This window comes from Streptomyces sp. NPDC028289 (genome assembly GCF_055565975.1).
The window spans coordinates 815,260-837,447 of sequence record NZ_JBVHTI010000001.1 but is presented as its reverse complement, the minus strand read 5'-3'; the positions used below and the strand labels follow the sequence as shown (position 1 = coordinate 837,447).

19 protein-coding genes are annotated in these 22,188 nt (G+C 70.2%); 8 read left to right on the top strand and 11 right to left on the bottom strand.

The window, feature by feature from the left end; translation table 11 throughout:
• Positions 1-41 precede the first annotated feature (41 nt).
• Positions 42-506, top strand: coding sequence for an ATP-binding protein (locus ACZ4UV_RS03745; protein ID WP_351493884.1), 465 nt, complete (start codon positions 42-44; stop codon positions 504-506).
• A gap of 42 nt (positions 507-548) precedes the next feature.
• Here ACZ4UV_RS03745 and ACZ4UV_RS03740 read toward each other — a convergent pair whose 3' ends face one another.
• Positions 549-1,307, bottom strand: coding sequence for an intradiol ring-cleavage dioxygenase (locus ACZ4UV_RS03740; RefSeq protein WP_467835683.1), 759 nt, complete (start codon positions 1,305-1,307; stop codon positions 549-551).
• 172 nt (positions 1,308-1,479) lie between these two features.
• Between ACZ4UV_RS03740 and ACZ4UV_RS03735 the strand changes: the two genes are divergently transcribed.
• The 4 genes from ACZ4UV_RS03735 to ACZ4UV_RS03720 all read left to right on the top strand — a co-directional run bounded on the left by ACZ4UV_RS03735 (position 1,480) and on the right by ACZ4UV_RS03720 (position 6,663).
• Positions 1,480-2,472, top strand: a complete 993-nt coding sequence (locus tag ACZ4UV_RS03735; RefSeq protein ID WP_451018258.1) for an arabinan endo-1,5-alpha-L-arabinosidase — start codon at positions 1,480-1,482, stop codon at positions 2,470-2,472.
• 122 nt (positions 2,473-2,594) lie between these two features.
• Positions 2,595-3,533, top strand: a complete 939-nt coding sequence (locus tag ACZ4UV_RS03730) for a UTP--glucose-1-phosphate uridylyltransferase (protein WP_451018257.1) — start codon at positions 2,595-2,597, stop codon at positions 3,531-3,533.
• A 290-nt stretch (positions 3,534-3,823) separates the two neighbouring features.
• The gene (locus tag ACZ4UV_RS03725; RefSeq protein ID WP_467835681.1) at positions 3,824-4,996 is read left to right on the top strand and encodes a 4-hydroxybenzoate 3-monooxygenase; all 1,173 of its coding nucleotides are present in this window, start codon (positions 3,824-3,826) and stop codon (positions 4,994-4,996) included.
• A 56-nt stretch (positions 4,997-5,052) separates the two neighbouring features.
• A complete protein-coding gene (locus ACZ4UV_RS03720; RefSeq protein ID WP_467835679.1) occupies positions 5,053-6,663 on the top strand; it encodes a methyltransferase in 1,611 nt (536 codons plus the stop codon).
• Positions 6,664-7,044: 381 nt separating this feature from the next.
• On the opposite strand, the gene ACZ4UV_RS03715 is transcribed toward ACZ4UV_RS03720, so the two are convergent.
• The 8 genes from ACZ4UV_RS03715 to ACZ4UV_RS03680 form a co-directional block, all read right to left on the bottom strand.
• Complete coding sequence (locus tag ACZ4UV_RS03715) at positions 7,045-8,691, bottom strand: pyridoxal phosphate-dependent aminotransferase (protein WP_467835677.1); 1,647 nt, start codon at positions 8,689-8,691, stop codon at positions 7,045-7,047.
• 195 nt (positions 8,692-8,886) lie between these two features.
• Positions 8,887-10,041 carry an aldose epimerase family protein gene (locus ACZ4UV_RS03710; protein ID WP_467835676.1) on the bottom strand — a complete coding sequence of 385 codons (1,155 nt, stop codon included), beginning with the start codon at positions 10,039-10,041 and terminating at the stop codon, positions 8,887-8,889.
• 51 nt (positions 10,042-10,092) lie between these two features.
• Positions 10,093-11,337 carry a multiple monosaccharide ABC transporter permease gene (mmsB, locus tag ACZ4UV_RS03705; protein ID WP_390045223.1) on the bottom strand — a complete coding sequence of 415 codons (1,245 nt, stop codon included), beginning with the start codon at positions 11,335-11,337 and terminating at the stop codon, positions 10,093-10,095.
• Positions 11,334-12,884, bottom strand: coding sequence for a multiple monosaccharide ABC transporter ATP-binding protein (gene mmsA, locus ACZ4UV_RS03700; RefSeq protein ID WP_451021105.1), 1,551 nt, complete (start codon positions 12,882-12,884; stop codon positions 11,334-11,336). Before mmsA ends, mmsB begins: the two co-directional genes overlap by 4 nt.
• A 43-nt stretch (positions 12,885-12,927) precedes the next feature.
• A complete protein-coding gene (chvE, locus tag ACZ4UV_RS03695; protein WP_451021104.1) occupies positions 12,928-14,037 on the bottom strand; it encodes a multiple monosaccharide ABC transporter substrate-binding protein in 1,110 nt (369 codons plus the stop codon).
• Positions 14,038-14,184: 147 nt separating this feature from the next.
• A complete protein-coding gene (locus ACZ4UV_RS03690) occupies positions 14,185-15,162 on the bottom strand; it encodes a hypothetical protein (RefSeq protein ID WP_451021103.1) in 978 nt (325 codons plus the stop codon).
• 113 nt (positions 15,163-15,275) lie between these two features.
• Positions 15,276-16,280 carry a zinc-dependent alcohol dehydrogenase gene (locus ACZ4UV_RS03685; protein ID WP_390045231.1) on the bottom strand — a complete coding sequence of 335 codons (1,005 nt, stop codon included), beginning with the start codon at positions 16,278-16,280 and terminating at the stop codon, positions 15,276-15,278.
• A complete protein-coding gene (locus tag ACZ4UV_RS03680) occupies positions 16,277-17,437 on the bottom strand; it encodes a mandelate racemase/muconate lactonizing enzyme family protein (protein WP_351493909.1) in 1,161 nt (386 codons plus the stop codon). The genes ACZ4UV_RS03685 and ACZ4UV_RS03680 overlap by 4 nt, the downstream gene beginning before the upstream one ends.
• 201 nt (positions 17,438-17,638) lie before the next feature.
• Between ACZ4UV_RS03680 and ACZ4UV_RS03675 the strand changes: the two genes are divergently transcribed.
• Positions 17,639-18,475: an SCO2400 family protein gene (locus ACZ4UV_RS03675; protein WP_467835673.1), complete on the top strand. Its 837-nt coding sequence runs from the start codon at positions 17,639-17,641 to the stop codon at positions 18,473-18,475.
• A gap of 197 nt (positions 18,476-18,672) precedes the next feature.
• Entirely contained in the window at positions 18,673-19,146 is a 474-nt protein-coding gene (locus tag ACZ4UV_RS03670) for a carboxymuconolactone decarboxylase family protein (protein WP_451021101.1), read from the top strand.
• A gap of 38 nt (positions 19,147-19,184) precedes the next feature.
• Here ACZ4UV_RS03670 and ACZ4UV_RS03665 read toward each other — a convergent pair whose 3' ends face one another.
• Positions 19,185-19,634, bottom strand: coding sequence for a MarR family winged helix-turn-helix transcriptional regulator (locus ACZ4UV_RS03665; protein ID WP_451021100.1), 450 nt, complete (start codon positions 19,632-19,634; stop codon positions 19,185-19,187).
• A gap of 91 nt (positions 19,635-19,725) precedes the next feature.
• Between ACZ4UV_RS03665 and ACZ4UV_RS03660 the strand changes: the two genes are divergently transcribed.
• Entirely contained in the window at positions 19,726-20,724 is a 999-nt protein-coding gene (locus ACZ4UV_RS03660) for an NADP-dependent oxidoreductase (RefSeq protein WP_467835671.1), read from the top strand.
• Between the two features lie 236 nt (positions 20,725-20,960).
• On the opposite strand, the gene ACZ4UV_RS03655 is transcribed toward ACZ4UV_RS03660, so the two are convergent.
• Positions 20,961-22,121: a serine hydrolase domain-containing protein gene (locus ACZ4UV_RS03655; protein ID WP_467835669.1), complete on the bottom strand. Its 1,161-nt coding sequence runs from the start codon at positions 22,119-22,121 to the stop codon at positions 20,961-20,963.
• Between the last annotated feature and the right edge of the window lie 67 nt (positions 22,122-22,188).

Below are 22,188 nucleotides of genomic sequence, written 5' to 3'. Positions count from 1 at the left end.
TCACCTGGAGAACCGCCCGTTCCAGGCGGCAGATTGGGGGCATGGACGCACCCCCCACCACCGTCACCGTCAGTCGAACACTCGCCCAGCGGCTCAGTGGCACCCCGCGGGGTGCCCGGCTCGCGCGGCATCTCGCCGTGGCCCAACTCCACGCGTGGGGCGGTCGGTTCGCGGCGGCGGAGGTGATCGACAAGGTGTCGGTGATCGTCGCGGAGCTGGCCGCGAACGCCGTGACGCACGGGCGCGTGCCGGGGCGGGACTTCGAGCTGCGGCTCTCGCTGGTGACGGGGAGCGTGCGGGTCGAGGTCACCGACACGCGGGCCGAACGGCGGCCGCCCGGCCCCCGGGACGTGCGGCCGTCGGGGCCGCTGGACGCCGGGGGGCGCGGGCTCGTGCTCGTGGACGCGCTGGCCGATCGGTGGGAGGTGCTGGAGCGGGACTGCGACGGCGCACCGGGCAAGACCGTACGGGCCGAGGTGGACCTGCCGCTTCGTCGCAGACCCTGAGCGGGCCCCGGGGTGCGCATGCCCCCCCGGGGCCCGGGGGCGTCAGGTCGAGACGCCCAGGGTGAGGGTGCCGGTGTAGCCGGCGGACGTGGAGCCGGTGACGGTCATGAGGCCCGACGAGGCGCCTCCGTCGTCGTAGATCCCGTCCTGGGCGAGCGTCGTGCGGGTGACCGTGTTGGTCGAGTAGGGCGAGACCTTGGCGACCGCCGTGGTGATGGTCTCGTTGATGAAGAGCTGGCCCGTGTGCAGGGTCGAACCGCCGGTGAAGGAGCCGTCGGAGGTCAGGGTGACGCCCGTGTGGACCTTCACGTGGATGTGGACGCAGCGGCCCCGGTACCAGCCCGGGTAGATGGTGGTGATGTTGGCGACGCCGTTGGAGTTGGTGAGGACACCGCCGCGCAGGAAGGTGCCGTCGTCGGTCTCGTTGTGGCCGTTGGCGCCGACGTAGCCGGAGTACTCGCCGAGCGCGTCGGCGTGCCACACCTCCACGAGGGCGTTGGGGATGACGGTGCAGGCGGAGTCGACGACGGTGAGGGCGAGGTTGAGGGTGATGCCGGACTTGGCCTCGGTGATGTTGGAGCGGATCAGCGCGCCGTCGAGGTAGTAGGGGCCTTGGGTCTGTTCCTCCGTGAGCGTGCAGACCGCCGCCGCGGCGGCCGGCCGGAGGTCGGGGGCGGCGGCTGCCGCGGGGGCCTCGGTCGAGACCGCTGCGCCTACGGCCAGGGCAGCGGCGGTCGTCCCGGTGGCGACGAGTACGGTACGGCGGCCGACGGAGCGGGCGCCGTCTGAGGTGTCTGTCATGAGCACGGCACCGTAGGAACGGCACCTGTCGGTGAGCTGTCAGTTCCGTAAAACGGCCTTCCGTCAAGTCCCGTGTTGAGACAGGTGAGTTGACGCGTGATGCCTGTGAAGACCGTTGACGGCAAAACGATTCGATTCTACGGTCCGTCCGAATTGACGATCGACGTTCGGCATGTCGAACAAAGTCACAAGGAGGCCCAGCGTGCCCCGCACCCGCACCGCACTCCTCGCCCTCCCCGCCGCGATCCTGCTCGCCCTGGTCCCGACGAGCGCGTCGGCCTACCCCAACCCCGGCACGGTCGCCGGTGACGTCGTCGTCCACGACCCGACGATGATCCGTACCTCCGCCGGCCGCTACCTGCTCTACTCCACCGGCGGCGGCCTGGCCTACAGGACCTCCACCGACCGTGTCGCCTTCACGGCGGGCTCCGACGCGTTCACCACCAAGCCGAGCTGGTGGTCGACGTACGCCACGGAGGCGTGGGCGCCGGACATCTCGTACCACGGCGGCAAGTACCTGATGTACTACGCCGTCTCCACCTTCGGCTCCAACACCTCGGCCATCGGACTGGCCGGTTCCACCACGGGCCTGCCCGGCTCCTGGTCGGACTACGGCATCGTCTACACGTCGAACTCCGCCAGCGACTACAACGCCATCGACCCCAACCTCTTCGTCGACGACGACGGCACCTGGTGGCTGTCGTTCGGCAGCTGGTGGACGGGCATCAAGATGATCCGCATCGACCCGTCGACCGGGAAGCAGTACGCGGGCAACACCACCCGCTACTCCCTCGCCGCGCGCCCCACCGGCAGCAAGGCGGTCGAGGCGCCGTACGTCGTCAAACGCAACGGCTACTACTACCTCTTCGCCTCCTACGACCTGTGCTGCCAGGGCACGAGTTCGACGTACAAGGTGAAGGTGGGGCGGGCGACGTCGGTCACCGGGCCCTACTACGACAAGAGCGGCGTGGCGATGACCGGCAACGGCGGCACGGCGGTCCTGGAGTCCCACGGCAGTGTCATCGGCCCCGGCGGCGAGTCCGTCATGAACGACGTCGACGGCGACCTGATCGTCTACCACTACTACGACGGCAACGACGGCGGGACCCCCAAGCTGGGCATCAACCTGCTGGACTGGAGCTCGGGATGGCCGGTGGCGTACTGAGACGTCACCCGCACGTCGCCCGGACGAAGCGTCCCCGGCAGTCGGCGTTTCCCCGGTGGCACAGCCTGCGTTGATACCGTCCCGGTACCTCGTCCCCTTGTCGTCCGACCGAGAGAGACCTGATGTCCCCGACGATCCGCAGGGCCGTGATCCCCGCCGCAGGACTGGGCTCCCGCCTGCTGCCCCTGACCAAGGCCACGCCGAAGGAGATGCTCCCGGTCGGTGACAAGCCGGTGATCGAGCACACCGTGCGGGAGCTGGTGGACTCCGGGATCACCGACATCACCATCGTCGTCTCGGGCGGCAAGAGCCTGATCCAGGACCACTTCCGGCCCAACCCGGCCCTCGTCGAGCAGCTGCGCAGCGACGGCAAGACCGCCTACGCGGACGCCGTCGAGGAGGTCGCCGAGCTGGCCCGCAAGGGGCACATCACCTACCTCGACCAGTACGGGCCGTACGGCAACGGCACGCCCGTGCTGAACGCCGCCCGTTCCTTCGGCGACGAGCCCGTCCTCGTGCTCTGGCCCGACGACGTGTTCGTCGCCGAGGTGCCCCGCGCCCAGCAGCTGATCCGCGCCTACGAGCAGACCGGCTGCCCGGTGCTGGCCCTGCTGCCGATGGACCCCGCCGACTCTCAGCGCTACGGCGTGCCCATCGTCAAGGAGGACCTCGGCGACGGCCAGCTGCGCATCACCGGCCTGGTCGAGAAGCCCGCGCCGGCCGACGCGCCGTCGCCGTACGCGGCCATCGGCGGCTATGTCGTCACCCCCGGCATCATCGACGAGCTGCGCGAGCAGACCCGCCGCTGGTACGAGCACCGCACCGGCGAGGTGTACCTCACCGACGCCATCAACGCCTACGCCGGCAGCCGGGCCGTGTACGGGCAGGTCATCCAGGGCCGCTGGTACGACACCGGCAACCCGGCCGACTACCTCGTCGCGCAGATGGCCTTCGCCCTCGCCCACCCCGAGTACGGGCCCGTGCTGCGCGGTCTGGTCAGCAAGCTCGACGAGGGCGGGAGCCAGGGCGAGTTGCAGGGCGACGTGCAGCGTACGGTATGATCGTTTCAGAGCTGGTCGCCGTAACTCACGGTGGCTGGTGCTGCGTTGGTGGTCCAAGGAAAGACGCCCCGCTTCCTGCGGGGAAATGCAGGTGCAAGGCCTGCCCGGCGCTCGATCCGGTGCCCGTTCGCATTCGATGCGGACGGGCACCGTGCCGTTTCCCCCGGTTTTCGGCAGCTCTCGTCACCTCAGGCAACCCTTTAGGGGTAATTAGTCCGCTTCTTCCCCTTATGTAAGGGATGTGGCTGATAAGAAACCTTCTGGACAGAGGGCAACTCCAGGGGTGGGGAATGACAACAGCACAGGTCGGTGTAGTGATCGTCGGCGCCGGCCCGGCAGGGCTCGTACTGGGGAACCTGCTGCTGGACCGGGGCATCGACTGCGTGATCCTGGAGCGGCGCGACCGTGCCGCGGTGGAGGGCAGGGCCCGCGCCGGATACCTCGCGGCCCACTCCGTGCGCGTGCTGACGGAACACGGCCTGGCCGGTGGCCTGTCGGCCCGCGGAAAGACCCACAGCACCTGTCTGTTCCGCAGCGACCGCGGCGAATTCACCCTGGACTACGGCAAGTCGGGCCTCGGTGAACCGCACACCGTCTACCCGCAGCAGGAACTCGTACGGGACCTGGTCGCCGAGTACCTGCGGCGCGGCGGGGAGATCCGGTTCGGCGCCGAGGCCGCGGAAGTGGCCGAGGAGTTCGCGGCGGCCCGGGTGCGGGTGCGCGGCGGTGCGGACGTCACCGGGCGGTACGTCGCCGGCTGCGACGGGCACCGGGGGATCGGCCGCGCCGCACTGACGGCCCGCGGCACCCGGACCGCCCGCCGGGACCACCGGGTCTCCTGGCTGGCCGTACTGGTCGCGGCACCGCCCAGCCTGGCGGCCGTCGGATACGCCCTGCACGAGCGCGGGTTCGCCGGCCACATGGCGCGCACGGACACCGTCACCCGGTACTACCTCCAGTGCCCGCGCGGCACCGATCCCGCCGACTGGAGCGCGGACCGGATCTGGACGGAGCTGGCGACCCGGCTGCGGACCGCCGAGTTCGGGCCGCTGCGGCACGGCCCCGTCCTGGAGAAGGCGGTCGTCGACCTGCGCTCCGACGTCCTGGAGTCCCCGGGCACCGGACGGCTGTGGCTGGCCGGCGACGCCGCCGGACTCATCAGCCCCTCGGCCGCCAAGGGCGCCAACCTCGCCGTCCTCCAGGCCGAGTTGCTGGCCCGCGCCCTCGAAGGGGCGCTGGCCCACGGCGACGGGACCGGCCTCGCCCGCTACGCCGCCGACTGCCTGCCCCGCGTCTGGCGGGCCCACGAGTTCTCGCACTGGATGGGCGGCCTGCTGCACGGCCCGGCCGGCGAGGACGACGAGGCCCGCTACGGGCGTGCGCTGCAGTACGCCCGCCTGGAGAGCCTGCGCACCTCCCGCGCCCACCAGGACTTCTTCGCCGAGAACTACACCGGCATCTGACCCCCGGGGCCCCTAGTCCCCGGTTCTTCCTGCCCCACGATCACCGGGAATTCTTCATGAACCTCTCCGTCGTACAGGCATGTCTGACGGAAACCGACCTGGACCGGATCCGGCGCGCGGCCGACCACGTCCGCGACCACGACACGGACCAGGTCCTCGCCGGGCTGCTGCCCGGCCTGACGGACGACGAGCGGGCCGACGCCGCCCGCCACCTCGGCTACGACCACACCGCCGTACTGGTCTTCCCCGCCGCCCTCGACGGGCTCCGCGACGAACTGCGCGGCGCCGGCCTCGACCCGGGCCCCGTCACCCCCAGCGTGGTGGTGCGCGGACGGCTGGCCCGCCGCTACGGCGCCGCCCTCGCCGACAGCCAGGTCGGAATCGTGCACGTGCCGGTGGCCGGGCGGACCGTGGAGATCTTCGCGCTGCCCGTGCCGCCCGGCTCCCCGCTGGAGACGGTCGCCGCCGACGAGCGGACCAACGGCCACGAGTCGCACCACGCCTTCGCCGTGACCGCACCGGGCCGGGTGATCCCCGCCGGACTGCGCACCCTGCTGACGGAACGCGGCGGCGCGGTCCCGGACGGCGGCGGCTACAACAACCACGAGAACGTCACCGTCCTCTACTTCCGCACCACCGACCACCGGCGCTTCGAACTCCGCCTCCCCGGCCGCCAGGAACCCCTCCCCGACCCCACCCTCGCGCTCCTCGGCGTCATGACCGGCGCCTGGGCCACCCAGGCCGTCCGCACCATGGCCGAACTGGGCATCGCCGACCACCTGGCCGCCCACCCCGCCCTCGACACCACCACCCTCGCGAGCCTCACCGGCACCGACGCCGACGCCCTCCGCCGCCTCCTCCGCTACCTCGCCACCCTCGGCCTGCTGACGTCCTCCCCCGACGGCACCCACCACCTCACCGCCCTGGGCGAACCTCTCCGCACCAGCGCCGAGCACTCCCTCCACCCGCTCGCACTGCTCTACGGCGGCCCGTTCTACGACTCCTTCGCCGGGCTCCCGTACGCCGTCAGCACTGGGAAGGAAGCTTTCGCCCACCGCTACGGCGAGCACCACTTCCCCTACTTCGCCGCCCGCCCCGAACTCGGCGACCTCTTCCACCGGGCGATGGCGGCGAGCGCGGAGATGTTCACGCCGGTACCGGCCCTCGTCGACTTCTCCGCGGTACGACGTGTCGTCGACGTCGGCGGCGGCAACGGCGCCCTGCTCGGCCGCATCCTCCGCGCCCACGGCCATCTGGACGGCGTCCTGCTGGAACGCCCCGAGGCCCTGGCGGCGGCCCGCCCGGAACTGGCCGACCTGTCCGGCCGCTGCACGTTCCTCGCCGGGGATTTCACGGAGGGCGTCCCGCCCGGCGGCGACGTCTACCTGCTCTCCCGCGTCCTGCACGACTGGACCGACGACCGCTGCCGCACCATCCTCCACCGCTGCGCGGAGGCGATGCGCCCGGGCGCCGAACTCCTCGTCGTGGAACGCCTCCTGCCCAGCGACACGGCCGCGGCCTGGGACCTGCACATGCTGTGCAACGTGGGCGGCCGGGAACGCGATGAGCCCCACTACGGCCGCCTCCTGAAGGAAGCAGGCTTCAAGCCGACGTCCTGCCACGCCCTGCCCCTGGGAGCCGCGCTCCTACGGGCCACGCGCAGCTGAACGCTCCGCTGGTTGCGGCCGGTTCCTTCACCGCGGGCCGGTGGGGGGCCGGCCGCGCAGTTCCCCGCGCCCCTGAAGGGGCGCGATTCCGCAGCCGACGTCATCCGGTGGGACGGAGCTGATCAGCACGCGGTTCGTTCCCCGCGGGCCGGTGGGGGCTGGTCGCGCAGTTTCCCGCGCCCCTGAGGGGCGCGGCGCTCCGTTCGTCCACCGCGGGCCGGTGGGGGCCGAGCGCACAGTTCCCCGCGCCCCTTTCGGGGCGCTTGATCCCGCCGGCATCACCAGTCACCGTGGCTGGTCGCGCCCCTTCAGGGGCGCGGGGAACTGCGCGACCAGCCACGATGGTGGTGCACCCGGCAGCGCACCGGATCCCTGCGGCGGCTAGCCGGCCTGTCCCATCCCCGCCGCGTTGGGCCAGCTCTGGGCGTTCGGCCAGCCGGTGGCCGGGGCGGGGGCCAGGTTGGGGGCCGGGGGCGCGGGGGCCGTCATGCCTCGTACCTGGGCGGCCGTGAGACCACCACGCGCGGGGACCCCGGGCGGGGTAGGCCCGGCCGGGGCCGGGGCCGGGGCCGGGGCCGGGGGCTGCATCTGCATGGGCATCGGGGCCGGGGCGGGAGCCGGTGCCGGTGTCATCGGAGTCACCGGCGCCATCATCGGCTGCTGCATCTGCTGAGGCTGCTGCATCTGCATGGCTGCCGCCGGCATCGGCATCCCGACGCCCTGCTGCGCGGCGACGGGGAGCGGCATGCCGACACCGGCGGCGGGAGCGGCGGCGAGCCCCGGGACGGGCCCCGCGCCGACGGCCTGCGCGAGCTGGATGCCCGCCCCGTTGGTCTCGCTCACCAGCCGGTCCACCGCCGCCGTACCCGAGCTGTAGCTGGTCCCGGTGCTCAGCTCGGGCACGGCGGCTCCCCTCCTGGTCCCGTAGAGCACCTGTTCCATGGCGGACACCAGGCGACGCACGTCCACTTCGGGGCGCACCACGAGACGCAGGAAGCGGCTGGAAGACCCGATCTTGTTGCCGCACTCACGGACCAGGATCCGGTGCTCGGTGAGCATCCGGTCCCGCACCACGGTGCCCTCGGCGCCGACGGGAAGGCGCACGAAGAGGAAGTTGCCCTGCGAGGGGTAGACCGTCAGGCCGGGCAGGGTGGCGAGCTGGCTGGCCATCTCCAGCCGGTCCTTGCGGACCTGCAGCAGGCTCTGCGCGTACTCGGCGCCGTGCTCCTTGAGCATGAAGACGACGTACTCGGCGAACGCGTTGAGGTTCCACTTCGGGAGCATCGAGCGGACCTTGCCGGCCAGCGAGGGGTTGGCCACCATGTAGCCGAAGCGGACGCCGTGCAGGCCGAAGTTCTTGCCGAGGCTGCGCAGGACTATGACGTTCGGGCGGAGCATCGCCTCCTGGACGACGCTGGGCTCGGCCTCGGCGTCGGCGAACTCCAGGAACGACTCGTCGATGACGATCAGGTCCAGGTCGGCCATGGCGTCCATGAACTGCACGAGGGCCTGCTTGTGGATGAAGCCGCCGTCGGGGTTGTTGGGATTGCAGATGACCGCGACCTTGGTGCCCCGCTTGCGGATGAACTCGGCGTACTGCGCGAGGTCGAGCGCGAAGCCGTTGGACTCCTGGAGCGGGAACATGTCGACGCGCTTGCCGGTCTCCATCGGCTGGTCGGTCCAGCGGCCGAAGGTGGGGACGGGGACGGCGAGGGACTCGCGGACCAGCAGGTGGTCGATCCAGGTGATCAGCTCGGTGGACCCGTTGCCCATGGCCACGGCCTGCGGCGGGAGCTGGAGGAGGTTGCAGAGCTCGGCGGTGATGGTGTCGGCGCTGCTCGGGTAGAAGGTGATGATGTCCTTCAGCCGGGCCGCCATCGTTTCCATCATGGCCGGGGTGGGGAAGTAGGGGTTGCAGGGAATGCAGAAGTCGACCGGGCCGGTTCCGTCGCCCCCCTCGCGTGCCAGCGCCGCCATCGACGGGCTGTGCGCACCGCTGCGGAACAACGAGGTGACGTTGCCGGCCATTTAACCTCCGTATGAGGCGGGCCCGATGGGGACGTCCGGGCCCGTCGTCTTGGGCGGCCCGCGCGGGGGAGCACGGGCCGCCCTTGAGTACGGGGGCGGGTGCGGCGCTGTTCAACCGGTGTGAAAAAAGTGTGAGTTTACGTTTCTTCCCCGGCGTGGGCGCGACCAGCCCCTTACCGGCCGCGCCCACGCGCCTCAGGCGTCGAACGAATGAACCGTCCGCGTCCTGTAGACCTGCCCCGGCCGCAGCACCGTCGACGGGAAGTTCGCGTGGTTCGGAGAGTCCGGGAAGTGCTGGGTCTCCAGGCACAACCCGTCGCCCTGCCGGTAGGTGCGCCCGGAGGTGCCGATGAGGGTGCCGTCGAGGAAGTTGCCCGAGTAGAACTGCAGGCCCGGCTGGTCCGTGGCGATCTTCAGGGTGCGGCCGGAGCGCGGGTCGCGCAGCGTGGCGATGTGCTCCGGCTTGGCCGTGACGCCCTTGTCGAGGACCCAGTTGTGGTCGAAGCCCTTGGCCTGCACCTGCTGGGGGTGACCCGCGCGGATGTCCCGGCCGACCGGCTTGCCCTTGCGGAAGTCGAAGGGGGTGCCGGAGACCGTGGCCAGCTCGCCCGTCGGGATCAGGCCCGAGTCGGTGGGCGTGTAGCGGCCGGCGGCGATCGTCAGCTCGTGGTCCTCGATCGTGCCGTTGCCCTCACCGGCGAGGTTCCAGTAGGTGTGGTTGGTGAGGTTGACCACGGTCGCCTTGTCGGTGGTGGCCTCGTAGTCGATGATCCAGTCGCCGTGCCGGTTCAGCGTGAAGGTCACCTTGGTCTTGAGGGTGCCCGGGTAGCCCATCTCGCCGTCGACACTCGTGTAGTGCAGGTGCAGGCCGACGTCCGAGCCCGAGGTGAAGCCCTCGATGTCCCAGACCTTCGTGTTGAAGCCCTTGGCACCGCCGTGCAGGCTGTTCACGCCGTCGTTGACGGAGAGCTGGTAGGTCTTGCCGTCGAGGGTGAACTGTCCCTTGGCGATCCTGTTCCCGTACCGGCCGATGGTCGCGCCGAAGAAGGTGGTCCCGGCGACGTACGCGGCGAGGTTGTCGTAGCCGAGCGACACGTTGGTGTACCTGCCGTGCCGGTCGGGGATCTCCAGGGACTGGATGATGCCGCCGTAGGAGAGGACCTTGAGGCGGGTGCCGCCGTTCTCCAGGGACCAGCGGTAGACCTTGGTCCCGTCGGCGAGGGTGCCGAAGAGCTCCTTCACCGGCTTCCTGCCTCCCGAGGCGGCCTCGGCGGTACCCGTGCCGAGGGTGGTGGCGGCGATACCCGCCGCCGCGGCTCCTGCGATGACCGTGCGTCTGTTCAGTTCCATGTGCGGCTCCCACAAAGGTGGGGCCCCGCCTTCCGGCGGGGCCCGAGCGACTTACGAACCGGACTTGCGCTTGTTCCACACGTCGAAGCCGACCGCCGCGAGGAGGGCGAGGCCCTTGATGACCTGTTGCCAGTCGGTGCCGACGCTGAGGAGGTTCATGCCGTTGTTCAGCACGCCGAGGACGAGACCGCCGATGATGGCACCGAGGATGGTGCCGACACCGCCGCTCATGGAGGCGCCGCCGATGAACGAGGAGGCGATCGCCTCCAGTTCGAAGCCGTCGCCCGCCTTCGGCGAGGCCGCGTTCAGCCGGGCCGCTACCACCAGGCCGGCCAGGGCCGCGAGCACGCCCATGTTCAGGAAGACGTAGAAGGAGACCTTCTTGTCCTTGACGCCGGACAGCTTGGCCGCCGGCAGGTTGCCGCCGATGGCGTAGATGTGCCGGCCGAAGACCGCGTTGCGCATCACGTAGCCGTAGCCGACGACCAGCGCGCCCAGGACGATCAGGATGATCGGGGCGCCCTTGTAGCTGGCGAGCAGCATGGTGAGGACGAGGATCGCGGCGACCAGCGCGGTCAGCTTCAGCAGGAACAGCCGGGTGGGCGGCACCTCCAGGGCGAACTCCTGCTGGCGGCGCCGGTCCCGGAACTCCTGCCAGACCACGGCGGCGATCAGCACGATGCCCAGCAGCAGCGTGATGTTGTGGTAGTTGGTGTTCGGGCCCACCTCGGGGAGGAAGCCGTTGCCCAGGTTCTGCAGCCCGTTCGGGAACGGGCCGATGGTCTGGCCCTGGAGCAGGATCTCCGTCAGACCGCGGAAGAGCAGCATTCCGGCGAGGGTGACGATGAACGACGGTATGCCCAGGTAGGCGATCAGGAACCCTTGCAGCGAGCCGGCCACCGCACCCATCACCAGGCACAGGATCAACGCGACCGGCCACGGCACGCCGTGGTTGACCGTCAGTACGGCCGCGAAGGCGCCCACGAACGCGGTCAGCGAGCCGACCGAGAGGTCGATGTGCCCGGCGATGATCACCATCATCATGCCGATGGCCAGGATCAGGATGTAGCTGTTCTGGAGGACCAGGTTGGAGACGTTGCGCGGCAGCAGCAGGTCGCCGTCGGTCCAGACCGCGAACAGGGCGACGATCAGACCGAGCGCGATCAGCATGCCGTACTGGCGCATGTTGCGGCGCAGCCCGTCCAGGACCAGCTGGAGCAGGTTCCCGTCGGCGGCCGATCCGCTCTTGCCCGGCGGCGCGGGCGCCGGGCTCTTGGCGGTGACATCCGTGCTCATCGCGTTACCTCTTTGTCCTTCGTCATATGGCGCATCAGCACTTCCTGCGTGGCCTCGGCCCTGGGCACCTCACCGGTCAGGCGGCCCGCGGCCATGGTGTAGATGCGGTCGCACATGCCGAGCAGTTCGGGCAGCTCGGAGGAGATGAAGACGACCGCCTTGCCCTGGGCGGCGAGCTGGTCGATGACCGTGTAGATCTCGTACTTGGCGCCGACGTCGATGCCGCGGGTCGGCTCGTCGAGGATCAGCACGTCCGGACCCGCGAAGATCCACTTGCTGAGGACGACCTTCTGCTGGTTGCCGCCCGACAGCTTGCCCACCGGCTCGAAGACCGTGGGCGCCTTGATGTTCATGGACTTGCGGTAGCCCTCGGAGACCTGCCGCTCCTCGTGCTCGTCCACGATCCCGCGCCGGGCGACCTTGTTCAGCGCGGTCAGCGAGATGTTGCGGTTGATGGTGTCGATGAGGTTGAGGCCGTAGTGCTTGCGGTCCTCGGTGACGTAGGCGATGCCGTGCCGGACCGCCTCGGCGACCGACTTGGTACGGATCTCCGTGCCGTCCTTGAGGACCGTGCCGCCGTCGTAGCGGCCGTAGGTCCGCCCGAAGACGTTCATCGCGAGTTCGGTGCGGCCGGCGCCCATCAGGCCCGCGATGCCGACGATCTCGCCGCGCCGGACGTGGATCGACACGTCGTCGACGACCTTGCGCTCGTGGTCGATCGGGTGCCGCACGGTCCAGTCGCGGATCTCCAGGGCCGGCGCCGCGTCCTCCTCGCCCTCGTAGGGGGTGCGCTCGGGGAAGCGGTGGTCCAGGTCGCGGCCGACCATGCCCGCGATGATCCGCTCCTCCGTCGTCTCCTTCGACTTCACGTCGAGGGTCTCGATGGAGTGGCCGTCCCGGATGATCGTCACCGAGTCGGCGACCCGGCGGATCTCGTTGAGCTTGTGCGAGATGATGATCGAGGTGATGCCCTGGTTCTTCAACTCCAGGATCAGGTCGAGGAGTTTGCCGCTGTCCTCGTCGTTCAGAGCCGCGGTCGGCTCATCGAGGATGAGCAGTTTCACCTTCTTCGACAGCGCCTTCGCGATCTCCACCAGCTGCTGCTTGCCCACGCCGATGTCGGTGACGCGGGTCTCCGGGTGGTCGTCGAGACCGACCCGGCGCAGCAGCTCGGTGGCGTGCCGCAGGGTCTCCCGCCAGTCGATGAACCCGCCCTTGGCGTGTTCGTTGCCGAGGAAGATGTTCTCCGCCAGCGAGAGGTACGGCGACAGCGCCAGCTCCTGGTGGATGATGACGATGCCGCGCTGCTCGCTCGCCCGGATGTCACCGAACTTGCAGAGCTCACCCTCGAAGAGGATGTCGCCCTCGTAACTGCCGTGCGGGTGGACGCCGGAGAGGACCTTCATCAGGGTCGACTTGCCGGCGCCGTTCTCCCCGCAGATGGCGTGGACCTCGCCCTGGCGGACGGTCAGCGTGACGTCCGACAGCGCCTTGACGCCGGGAAAGGTCTTGACGATCGAGCGCATTTCCAGGACGGGTCCCGCCATGGTCTGCCTTCCAATCAGTGCTTGTCGATCAGGGGTCGGCGGATTACTTGAGCTCGGCGTCCGTGTAGTAGCCGCCCTTGACCAGGACGTCCTCGTAGTTGGTCTTGTCGACGCTCACCGGCTGCAGCAGGTAGGCGGGGACGACCTTGGACCCGTTGTCGTACGTCTTGGTGTCGTTGACCTGCGGGGTCTTCTTGTTCAGGACGTCGTCGACCATGGTCGCGGCGACCTTGGCGAGCTGCCGGGTGTCCTTGTAGACGGTCTGCGTCTGCTCACCCGCGATGATCGACTTCACCGAGGCCAGCTCGGCGTCCTGGCCGGTGATGACGGGCAGCGGCTGGCTGCTGGAGCCGTAGCCGTCCGACTTCAGCGCGGCGATGATGCCGATCGAGATGCCGTCGTACGGCGAGAGCACCGCGTCGACCTTGGCGGACTTGTACGAGGAGGTGAGGATGTCCTCCATGCGGGACTGCGCGGTCGCACCGTCCCAGCGCAGGGTGGTGACCTTGTTCAGCGCGGTCTGGCCGGACTTGACCACCAGCTGCTTCTTGTCGATGTACGGCTGGAGCACGCTCATCGCGCCGTTGAAGAAGTACTTGGTGTTGTTGTCGTCGTTCGAGCCGGCGAACAGCTCGATGTTGAACGGGCCCTTCTTGCCGCTGTCCAGGCCCAGCTTGTGCACGATGTACGTGCCCTGTTCGACACCGACCTTCTCGTTGTCGAAGGACGCGTAGTAGTCGACGTTCTTGGTGCCGAGGATCAGGCGGTCGTAGGCGATGACCGGGATGTTGGCGTCCGCGGCCTCCTGGAGCACGTTGTTCAGGGACTTGTTGTCGATGGCCGCGATGATCAGGCCCTTGACGCCCTGCGTGATCAGGTTCTCGATCTGGGAGACCTGGGTGTCCGGGTCGTCCTCGCCGTAGACCAGCTTGGTCTTGTAGCCCTTGGACTCCAGGTCCTTGACGACGTTCTTGCCGTCCGCGATCCAGCGCTCGGAGGACTTGGTCGGCATCGCGATGCCGATCGTGCCGCCCTTGGCACTGCCGCTGTCCTCCTTGCTGCCACCCTCGCTGCTCTGTCCGCACGCGGACAGGGTCAGAGCGAGCGAGGCGGCCCCGGCTATGAGGGTGAGGGCGCTTCTGCGAGTACGCATGGTGATCGATCCCTGTTCTTCTCGTCGTTGAGAGGTTTCAAGCAAGGTCGGTGGAGCGCCCCGTAAGGGGCGCGGGGCTGCGATTGATTTGCGGCTCCGCCGCGCGGGCGCGACCAGCCACGGTGGACTCGCAGTCCCCAACGTTCGTCAGGCAGAACCCTCGGTGGGGAACCGGCGGAGAGAACCCGGCAACCGCGACCCCAGCGGTGCCATCTCCCCGTCCGCCCCGTGCCGCGCCAGCAGGTCCAGGGCGAGCCGCCCCCGCCGCACCCGCTCCTTGGCGGTGCTGAGGGTCACGTCCCGCAGGTGGTTGCCCCACGGGTAGATGCCGGGGGCCTTGGACAGGCCGAACTTCAGGTACACCGGCGCGCCGCGCCGGATCAGCTCGGCGACCTCGTACATCCGGATGTAGCCGCCGAGGTCGTCGGGAGCCTCGATGTACATGTCCATGGGGGCACCCGACACCCGCCGGATCTCGGTGAGGTGATCGAGCGTCAGGTCGCTCGGCACGTTGATGGAGTCGGCGCCCAGGTGCTCGAAGACGGAGTACGAGGCGGGGTTGACGGGACCGACCAGCGCCGAGACCTTCAGGGTCGTGTCGGCCGGGATGATCCCCGACTGCCGGGCCCGGTGCAGCGTCCACAGCACGCCTTCGTCGGCGACCAGCAGGCACTTGACGCCCAACTCGGTCGCCCGGACCGCGTCCTCGACGCAGCCGGCGACGGCGTCGTGGCCGCGGGCACGCAGTCCGGCCCCCCGCGAGTCGGAGCGCACCGAGCCGCCGATGTCCCAGGTGCCGCGCGGTCCGGTGAACAGGCAGAGCTCGATGTCCCGTTCGTTCGTCGCCTCGACCATCTCGGTGATCTCGGCGTCGGTGAGCATCCACACCCCGCTGCCCTGGCTGATCCGGTGGATCGGCACGTCGAGCCGCGAGGACTCCTTGAGGACGACGGCCAGCGCCTCGGGCCCCTCGCAGGAGGGGATCTCGGTGCGCCACTTGCCGCCGCCCGGGAAGCTGTGGGCGGAGGCGTCGGCGGGGTCGAGAGCGGGCGCGCCCAGGCCGAGGGCGGCGAGCGCCTGCTCACCGGGGCGGCGGGCCGCCGTAACGGAAGCGTCGGTCGTCACAAGCTGTCCTTCGTGTTCGGTATTTCGGACAAGGTTCGCGGCTCGGGGCAGAAAAAGGCTTTGGTGGTACGCCGGTCACGGCGAGGTCAGGGCACGCCGCGACCGGCGTACGACTAGGGGCGGAGCAGCACCTTGCCCACCTTCGGATCACCGGCCCCCACCAGCTCGATGGCCTGCGGGAACTCGGTCAGCGGCAGCTCGTGCGTGACCAGCGGCAAAGGGTCGAGGAGGCCGGCCCCGAAGACGCGGACCGTGTGCGACCAGGCGTCCGGCGGTGCCCCGAAGACGGTGTGCACCTCCAGTTGCCGTACGACGAGATCGGTCGGGTCCAGGCCGTCGGCGCCCGCGGCCGGGATCCCGGTCAGGACCAGGCGTCCGCCGCGCCTGAGCAGGGAGGCGGCGGTGCGCGCGGCGGACGCGGACCCGGCGGTCTCGATGACGACGTCGAAGTCGTCGGGAAGTTCCTGGTCCTTGGTGCGGAAGTCGGTGGCCCCGAACTGCCGGGACAGCGCCTCCCGGTCGTTGCGCGTCCCGACCACCAGCAGTTCACTCGGCGAGATCGCGCGCAGGAACTGCACGGCGAACATCCCGAGCGTCCCGGTGCCGACCACCGCGACCCGCTCGCCCGGCTGCGCGTTGCCCTTGAGCGCGGCGGCCGCGATGCAGGCGGCCGGCTCGAGCAGGGCGGCGGCGGTGAGGTCGGCGTCGTCCGGGAGGGCGTGCAGCAGGCGGGCGGGGAGGGTGAGGGTGGCGGCCATGGCGCCCGGCTGGGTGAAGCCGGTCTCCTCGTAGCCGTCGGTGCACAGGGTGGTCTCCCCGGCGTGACAGCGGTCGCACACCTGGCAGTTCCGGAACCCCTCGCCGACCACCTTGCGGCCGACGAGCGAGGCGGGCACTCCGGCGCCGACCGCCCGTACCGTCCCCGACCACTCGTGGCCCGGCGTCAACGGGTAGCGCACATACCCCTCGGGCCGGTTCCCCTGGTACACCTCACGGTCGCTTCCGCAAATCCCGACCGCGTGCACGGCGACCAGCGCCTCGCCGGGACCCGGCTCGCGGGGCGTGTGCTCCTCGACCCGGTGGGCGCCCGGAGCCTCGACGACGACCTGGGAGCTCACTTCGACGTCCCCTTGGGCTTGCGCTGCTCCCAGCCCTCGGCCCACAGGTCGAACCGGGCCTGCTGCTGCGGGAACTCGGCGGCCGCGTCGGCGTCGAACTCGACCCCGAGCCCCGGCTCGTCGGACAGGTGGAAGTAGCCGTCCACGACCTCCGGCGCCCCCTTGACTACCTTCTTGATCTCGGCGTCGGCGAAGTCGTTGAAGTGCTCCAGGATCTTGAAGTTCGGGGAGGTGAACCCGACCTGGAGGGAGGCGGCGGTGAGCACGGAGCCGCCGACGTTGTGCGGGGCGACCAGTACGTAGTGCGTCTCGGCGGTCGCGGCGAGCTTCCGGGTCTCCCAGATTCCGCCGATATGGCCGACGTCCGGCTGGATGATGTCGACGGCCTGGCTCTCGAAGAGCTCGCGGAACTCGATGCGGTCGTGGATGCGCTCACCGGTGGCGACCGGGATGTCCACCTTGGCGGCGACCTTCTCCAGCGCCTTCAGGTTCTCCGGCGGGCACGGCTCCTCCAGCCAGGCCGGCTTGAAGGGCGCGAGCTCGCGCACGAGCCGTACCGCGGTGGAGGGCGAGAACCGGCCGTGCATCTCCAGCATCAGCTCGGCGTCCGGCCCGATGGCGTCCCGGACGGCCTCGATGAGCGACACGGCGTACAGGGTCTGCTCGTGGTCCAGCTCGAAGTGCCCGGTGCCGAACGGGTCGATCTTCAGCGCCTTGTACCCGCGCTCCATGACCCCCTGCGCGGCCTTGTGGTAGGCCTCCGGGGTCCGCTCGGTGGTGTACCAGCCGTTGGCGTACGCCTTGACCTTGTCGGTCACCTTCCCGCCGAGCAGCTGCCACACGGGCACGCCCAGCGCCTTGCCCTTGATGTCCCAGCAGGCCATCTCGATCACGGCGATCCCGGACATCACGATTTCACCCGCCCGGCCGTAGTCGCCGTACTTCATCCGGCGTACCAGGTCTTCCACCGCGAACGGGTCCGAACCGAGAATGTGGTTGGCCTCGGCCTCTCGCAGGTAGCCGATCAGCGCGTCGGTGTGACCGAGCATCCGGGTCTCGCCGACTCCGGTGATCCCCTCGTCGGTGTGCACCTGGACGTACGTCAGGTTGCGCCACGGCGTCCCGACCACGTGTGTGCTGATTCCGGTGATGCGCACGGCGGTTGCCCCTCAGCTGTTCGAGATTTCGTCACACGTTCGAAATGCTGGCGTGACAGTAAGGACGGGGCGGCGGGGGTGTCAATGGGTCGAACAGGTAACGGTTTCGGCAAGGCTTTCGACAGCTTTTTCGGTCCCCCACAGAACCTTCACAGAGGTGCCTGGTTATGTGACCGGTGGGGAACTTAGTCTTCCCGCGTCATGGACTACTGCCACCCGTGCCGACGGCACCTCAACGGCGCCCTCGCCTGCCCGGGGTGCGGCACCGCCGCCGAAACACTACGCGCGTCAGCGCCGGGGGCGGCCCCCTCCGGATCGGTCACGCCCGGTGAAGCGCCGTACACGGAGCCGGAGTTCGCCGACGGCGGATACGGCCCCGGACCGGCCGGCGACGAGGACGCCGAGGCCGACGGACCGTCGGCGGGCGGCCGGGCCGAGCGGCGGCGGGCGGCGCGCGGGCGCGGCGGCCGGAGCCGGGGGCAGACCGCCGAGAGTTTCGCCGGGGATCCCGAGGAGCCGCTGTCCGCCCCCGACGGAAGCCGTCGCGACCGCAAGGCCGCGGCCCATCGCCGACGGCGCCGCAGGGTCCTGCTGGTGGCCGCGGCGTGCGTGCTGGCGGCGGGCGGGCTGAGCCTCGCCGAACTCGGCACGGACGCGATACCGTTCACCAGCCCCGGCCCGGCCTCGGCGGGCGGCGACACGACCGACGGCGGCACGTCGACGTCGTCCCCCGGCGCGACGGCCCAGCCCCTGGACGACACCTCCGGCACGACGGGCGCCACGGGCTCCGCCTCGGCCACCCCCTCCACGTCCCCGTCCCCCTCCTCCTCGAAGGACAAGGCGTCCGGCTCCCCGTCGGCGTCCCCGAAGGACACGGACGCCCAGTCGGCGACGACGGGCCCGGTCAGCAGCAAGCCGACGGCGACGGCGACATCCACGGCGGGCTCCACCCCGACGGCGAACCCGACGACGTCGGACCCGTCCCCGGCCCCGTCTCCGAGCGAGACGTGCAACCGGTTCTTGTGGTGGTGTACCTGAAAGAAGCGCCCGCTGGAGCGCCCCGTAAGGGGCGCGGGGCTGTATCGATCTGCGGCTCCGCCGCGTGGGCGCTACCAGCCCCCACCGGCCCGCACCCAAAGAACCCACCAAAGCAAATCCAGCAAACGTGTCACATTCGACGAACCCGCTCCGTCGTAGGGGTGCAACCCACTGAGCCACACCACAGGGAGCACCCCATGGAAGCCCGTCTGAATCTCTTCGCCGGCCCCGCCGGCAACAGGCTGATCAAGGCCTTCAACGGCGCGGGCAAGGCCGCCGAGGGGACGTCGATCCCCGCCGCCACCCTGGAACTGGTCAAGATCCGCGCCAGCCAGATCAACGGCTGCGGCTTCTGTCTCGACATGCACACCAAGGACGCGGCCGAAGCCGGCGAGACCCAGCAGCGCCTCCACATGGTCGGCGCCTGGCGCGAGGCGGCCGTCTTCACCGAGGCCGAGCGCGCCGCCCTGGAACTCGCCGAGCAGGGCACCCGGATCGCCGACGCGGCGGGCGGTGTCCCCGACGAGGTGTGGGAGAACGCGGCCAAGCACTACACCGAAGAGGAACTCGTCGCGCTGGTGGCGACGATCGCCCTGATCAACGCCTACAACCGGCTGAACGTCATCTTCCGGCAGCCGGCCGGCGACTACCGGCCCGGCCAGTTCGCGTAACCCGCTCCGAGAGGGCCGGCACCGTGAGGGGCCGGCCCCTAGGCGTCCAGCATCCTGCGCAGCAGATCCCGCAAGGACAGCCGCTCCTCGTCCGACAGCCCGGCCAGCGGCTCGCGCGCGAAGCGCAACCCCTCGCGCAGGTCACGGGCGACCCGGCGCCCCTCGTCCGTCGCCGCGGCCAGCTTCACCCGGCGGTCGGCCGGGTCGGGCCGCCGCTCCACGAGTCCGCGCGCCTCCAGCCGGTCCACGATCCCCGTCACGTTGGACGGCTCGCACTTCAGCTTCTGCGCCAGCTTCCGCATCGGCAGCGGCTCCAGCGAGAGCAGGCTGAGCAGCCGCGCCTGCGCCCCGGTGAGCGCGTGCTCGCCCGCCGCCTCCTCGTAGTCCGCGTAGAAACGGGCCACGACGTCCCCGATGAGCTCGACGACCTCCAGGGTCAGGGCGTCGGGGCGGCGGGTCTGCGCTGGGGTGGACTGTGTGGAGGACATGCGCTCCAGGGTACCGCGTTACTTGACATCCTGAAATATTCAGGAGCATGGTTGTTTCAGGTACTGAAGTAATTTTGGAAAGGCGCATGTCATGATCAACCGCGAGTGGCACCTGCTCAGCCGTCCCGTCGGCTGGCCGAAGCCCGAGGACTTCGCCCTGGTCGAGGCGGAGGTCCCCACGCCGGGTGAGGGGCAGGTGCTGGTACGGAACAAGTACCTCTCCGTCGACCCGTACATGCGCGGCCGGATGAGTGCCGCGAAGTCGTACGTCGCCCCCTTCGAGCTGGGCAAGGTCATGCAGGGCGGCGCGGTCGGCGAGGTCGTCGAGTCGAACGCCGAGGGCCTCGCGGCCGGCGACCACGTCCTGCACTTCTTCGGCTGGCGCGAGTACGCGGTCGTGGACGCGAAGAACGCGGTCAAGGTCGACGCCGGCGCCGCGCCCCTGTCGACGTACCTCGGCGTCCTCGGCATGACCGGCCTCACCGCCTACGCGGGCCTGCTGCGCACCGCCTCCTTCAAGGAGGGCGACTCCGTCTTCGTCTCCGGCGCGGCCGGCGCGGTCGGCAGCCAGGTCGGCCAGATCGCCAAGCTCAAGGGCGCCTCGCGGGTGATCGGCTCGGCCGGCTCCGACGAGAAGGTGAAGCTGCTGGTCGAGGAGTACGGCTTCGACGCGGCCTTCAACTACAAGAACGGCCCGGTCGGCGAGCAGCTCCGCGCGGCGGCGCCCGACGGCGTCGACGTCTACTTCGACAACGTCGGCGGCGACCACCTGGAGGCGGCGATCGGGCAGCTGAACCGGGACGGCCGGATCGCCGTCTGCGGCATGATCTCCGTCTACAACAGCACCGAGCCCGTCCCCGGCCCGAAGAACCTCGCCCGCCTCATCCAGACCCGCGGTCGGATCGAGGGCTTCCTGGTCGGCGACCACTACGACCTGCAGCCGCAGTTCGTCGCCGAGGTCGGCCCGTGGGTGGCCTCCGGACAGCTCAAGTACCGCGAGACGGTCGTCGAGGGCATCGAGAACAACCTGGAGGCGTTCCTCGGGGTCCTGCGCGGCGACAACACCGGAAAGATGATCGTCAAGCTGTAGGCGGAGATTCCGGGCGTCGGCGAGGGGGTGCTCGGGTCTGCCTCTACTCGAAGGCGACGCGGGAACATCAGCGTGACGCCGGCCTGACGGTTGTCGTTGGCGTAGTGCGGAGGCCGCACCCTTGGACGTGGGGTGCGGTCTCTCGTCTGCCGGGTGCGGGTGCGTTGTGGCTCTCGCGCAGTTCCTCCCCAGCCTTCGGCCGGGGGTACCCCCAGCGCCCCTTGGGCGGGTTGCGCTCAGCGGGTTTCAAGTGCGGCCCTGTTGACGGCCAGCGCCAAGCGGTCGTTCTCCGGTGCGGCGCCGCCTGGGAAGGCGAAACGGCGCCGCGTGTAGCCGTAGGCGATGCCGCTCCTCGGGTCCGCGAACGCCTGCGAGCCCGCCGCACCGCTGTGGCCGATCGTGCCCGCGCCGAGGAACGGGTGCCAGGTGTCGGCCGTCGCCTGGAAGCCGAGGCCGTACGACTTGTGGGTGCGGGCCACCAGGTCGTAACCGACCGAGTGGACCTGGCCGAACTCCGCAACCGTGTCCTCCTTCAGCAGCGGCGCCTTGCCGTCGATCTCGCTGAGCAGGGCCGCGTACATCCCGGCCAGGCCGCGCGCGGACGCCACGCCGCCGAAGGAGGCCGGCCCCTTGGCGCGGACCAGGCGGTCGTTCGGGAGGAGGGTCAGGTCCGCGGGCTCGGCGGCGTGTTCGTTGAAGGCGATCCCCGCGAGGGTCTGCGGGCCGGACGGGACGGAGTCGAGCAGGGACTGCTGGTCGGGGGTCGGCAGCATCGGCTGGGTGGTGCGGAAACGCGGCTCGTGCGCGGCCGGCAGGCCCAGGAAGAAGCCGATGCCGTACGGCGCCCGGACCCGCTCCTCGTACACGTCCTGGAGCGTACGGCCGGTCGCGCGCCGTACCACCTCGCCGGTGAGCGCCCCGATGACGAGGGCGTGGTAGCCGAAGGCCGTGCCCGGGCGCCAGAACGGCCGCTGGTCGGCGAGGCGTTCGGCCATCGCGCGGTCGTCGGACAGCTCCTGCGCGCTGAACCCGGTGTCGGTGCCGACCAGGCCCGCCCGGTGCGCGAGCAGGTCCCGCAGGGTCAGCGTGCCCTTGCCCTCGGCGCCGAACTCCGGCCAGTAGTAGGTGACCTTGCGGTCCAGCTCCAGTGTGCCGTCCTGCACCAGCATCGCCACGACCAGATGCGCCGCCCCCTTCGTGGACGAGAACACGCCGTACAGGGAGTCCCCGCCGGCCCCCTCGCCCGCCCACAGGTCGACGACCCGCCGGCCGTGGACGTACGCACACAACTGCCCCTCGTAGTCGGCCGGTCCGCCGGCGACGAAGGCGGCGAACTCCTCGCGCACCGCCTCGAAGCCCTCCGCGACCGTGCCCTGGACGGTGATCTCCTGCGTCATCCGTTCTCCTCAACCGAGCCGCCGGGGCAGCTCCCACTGTGAACAACGCCCTACCCACCTGGGCGAC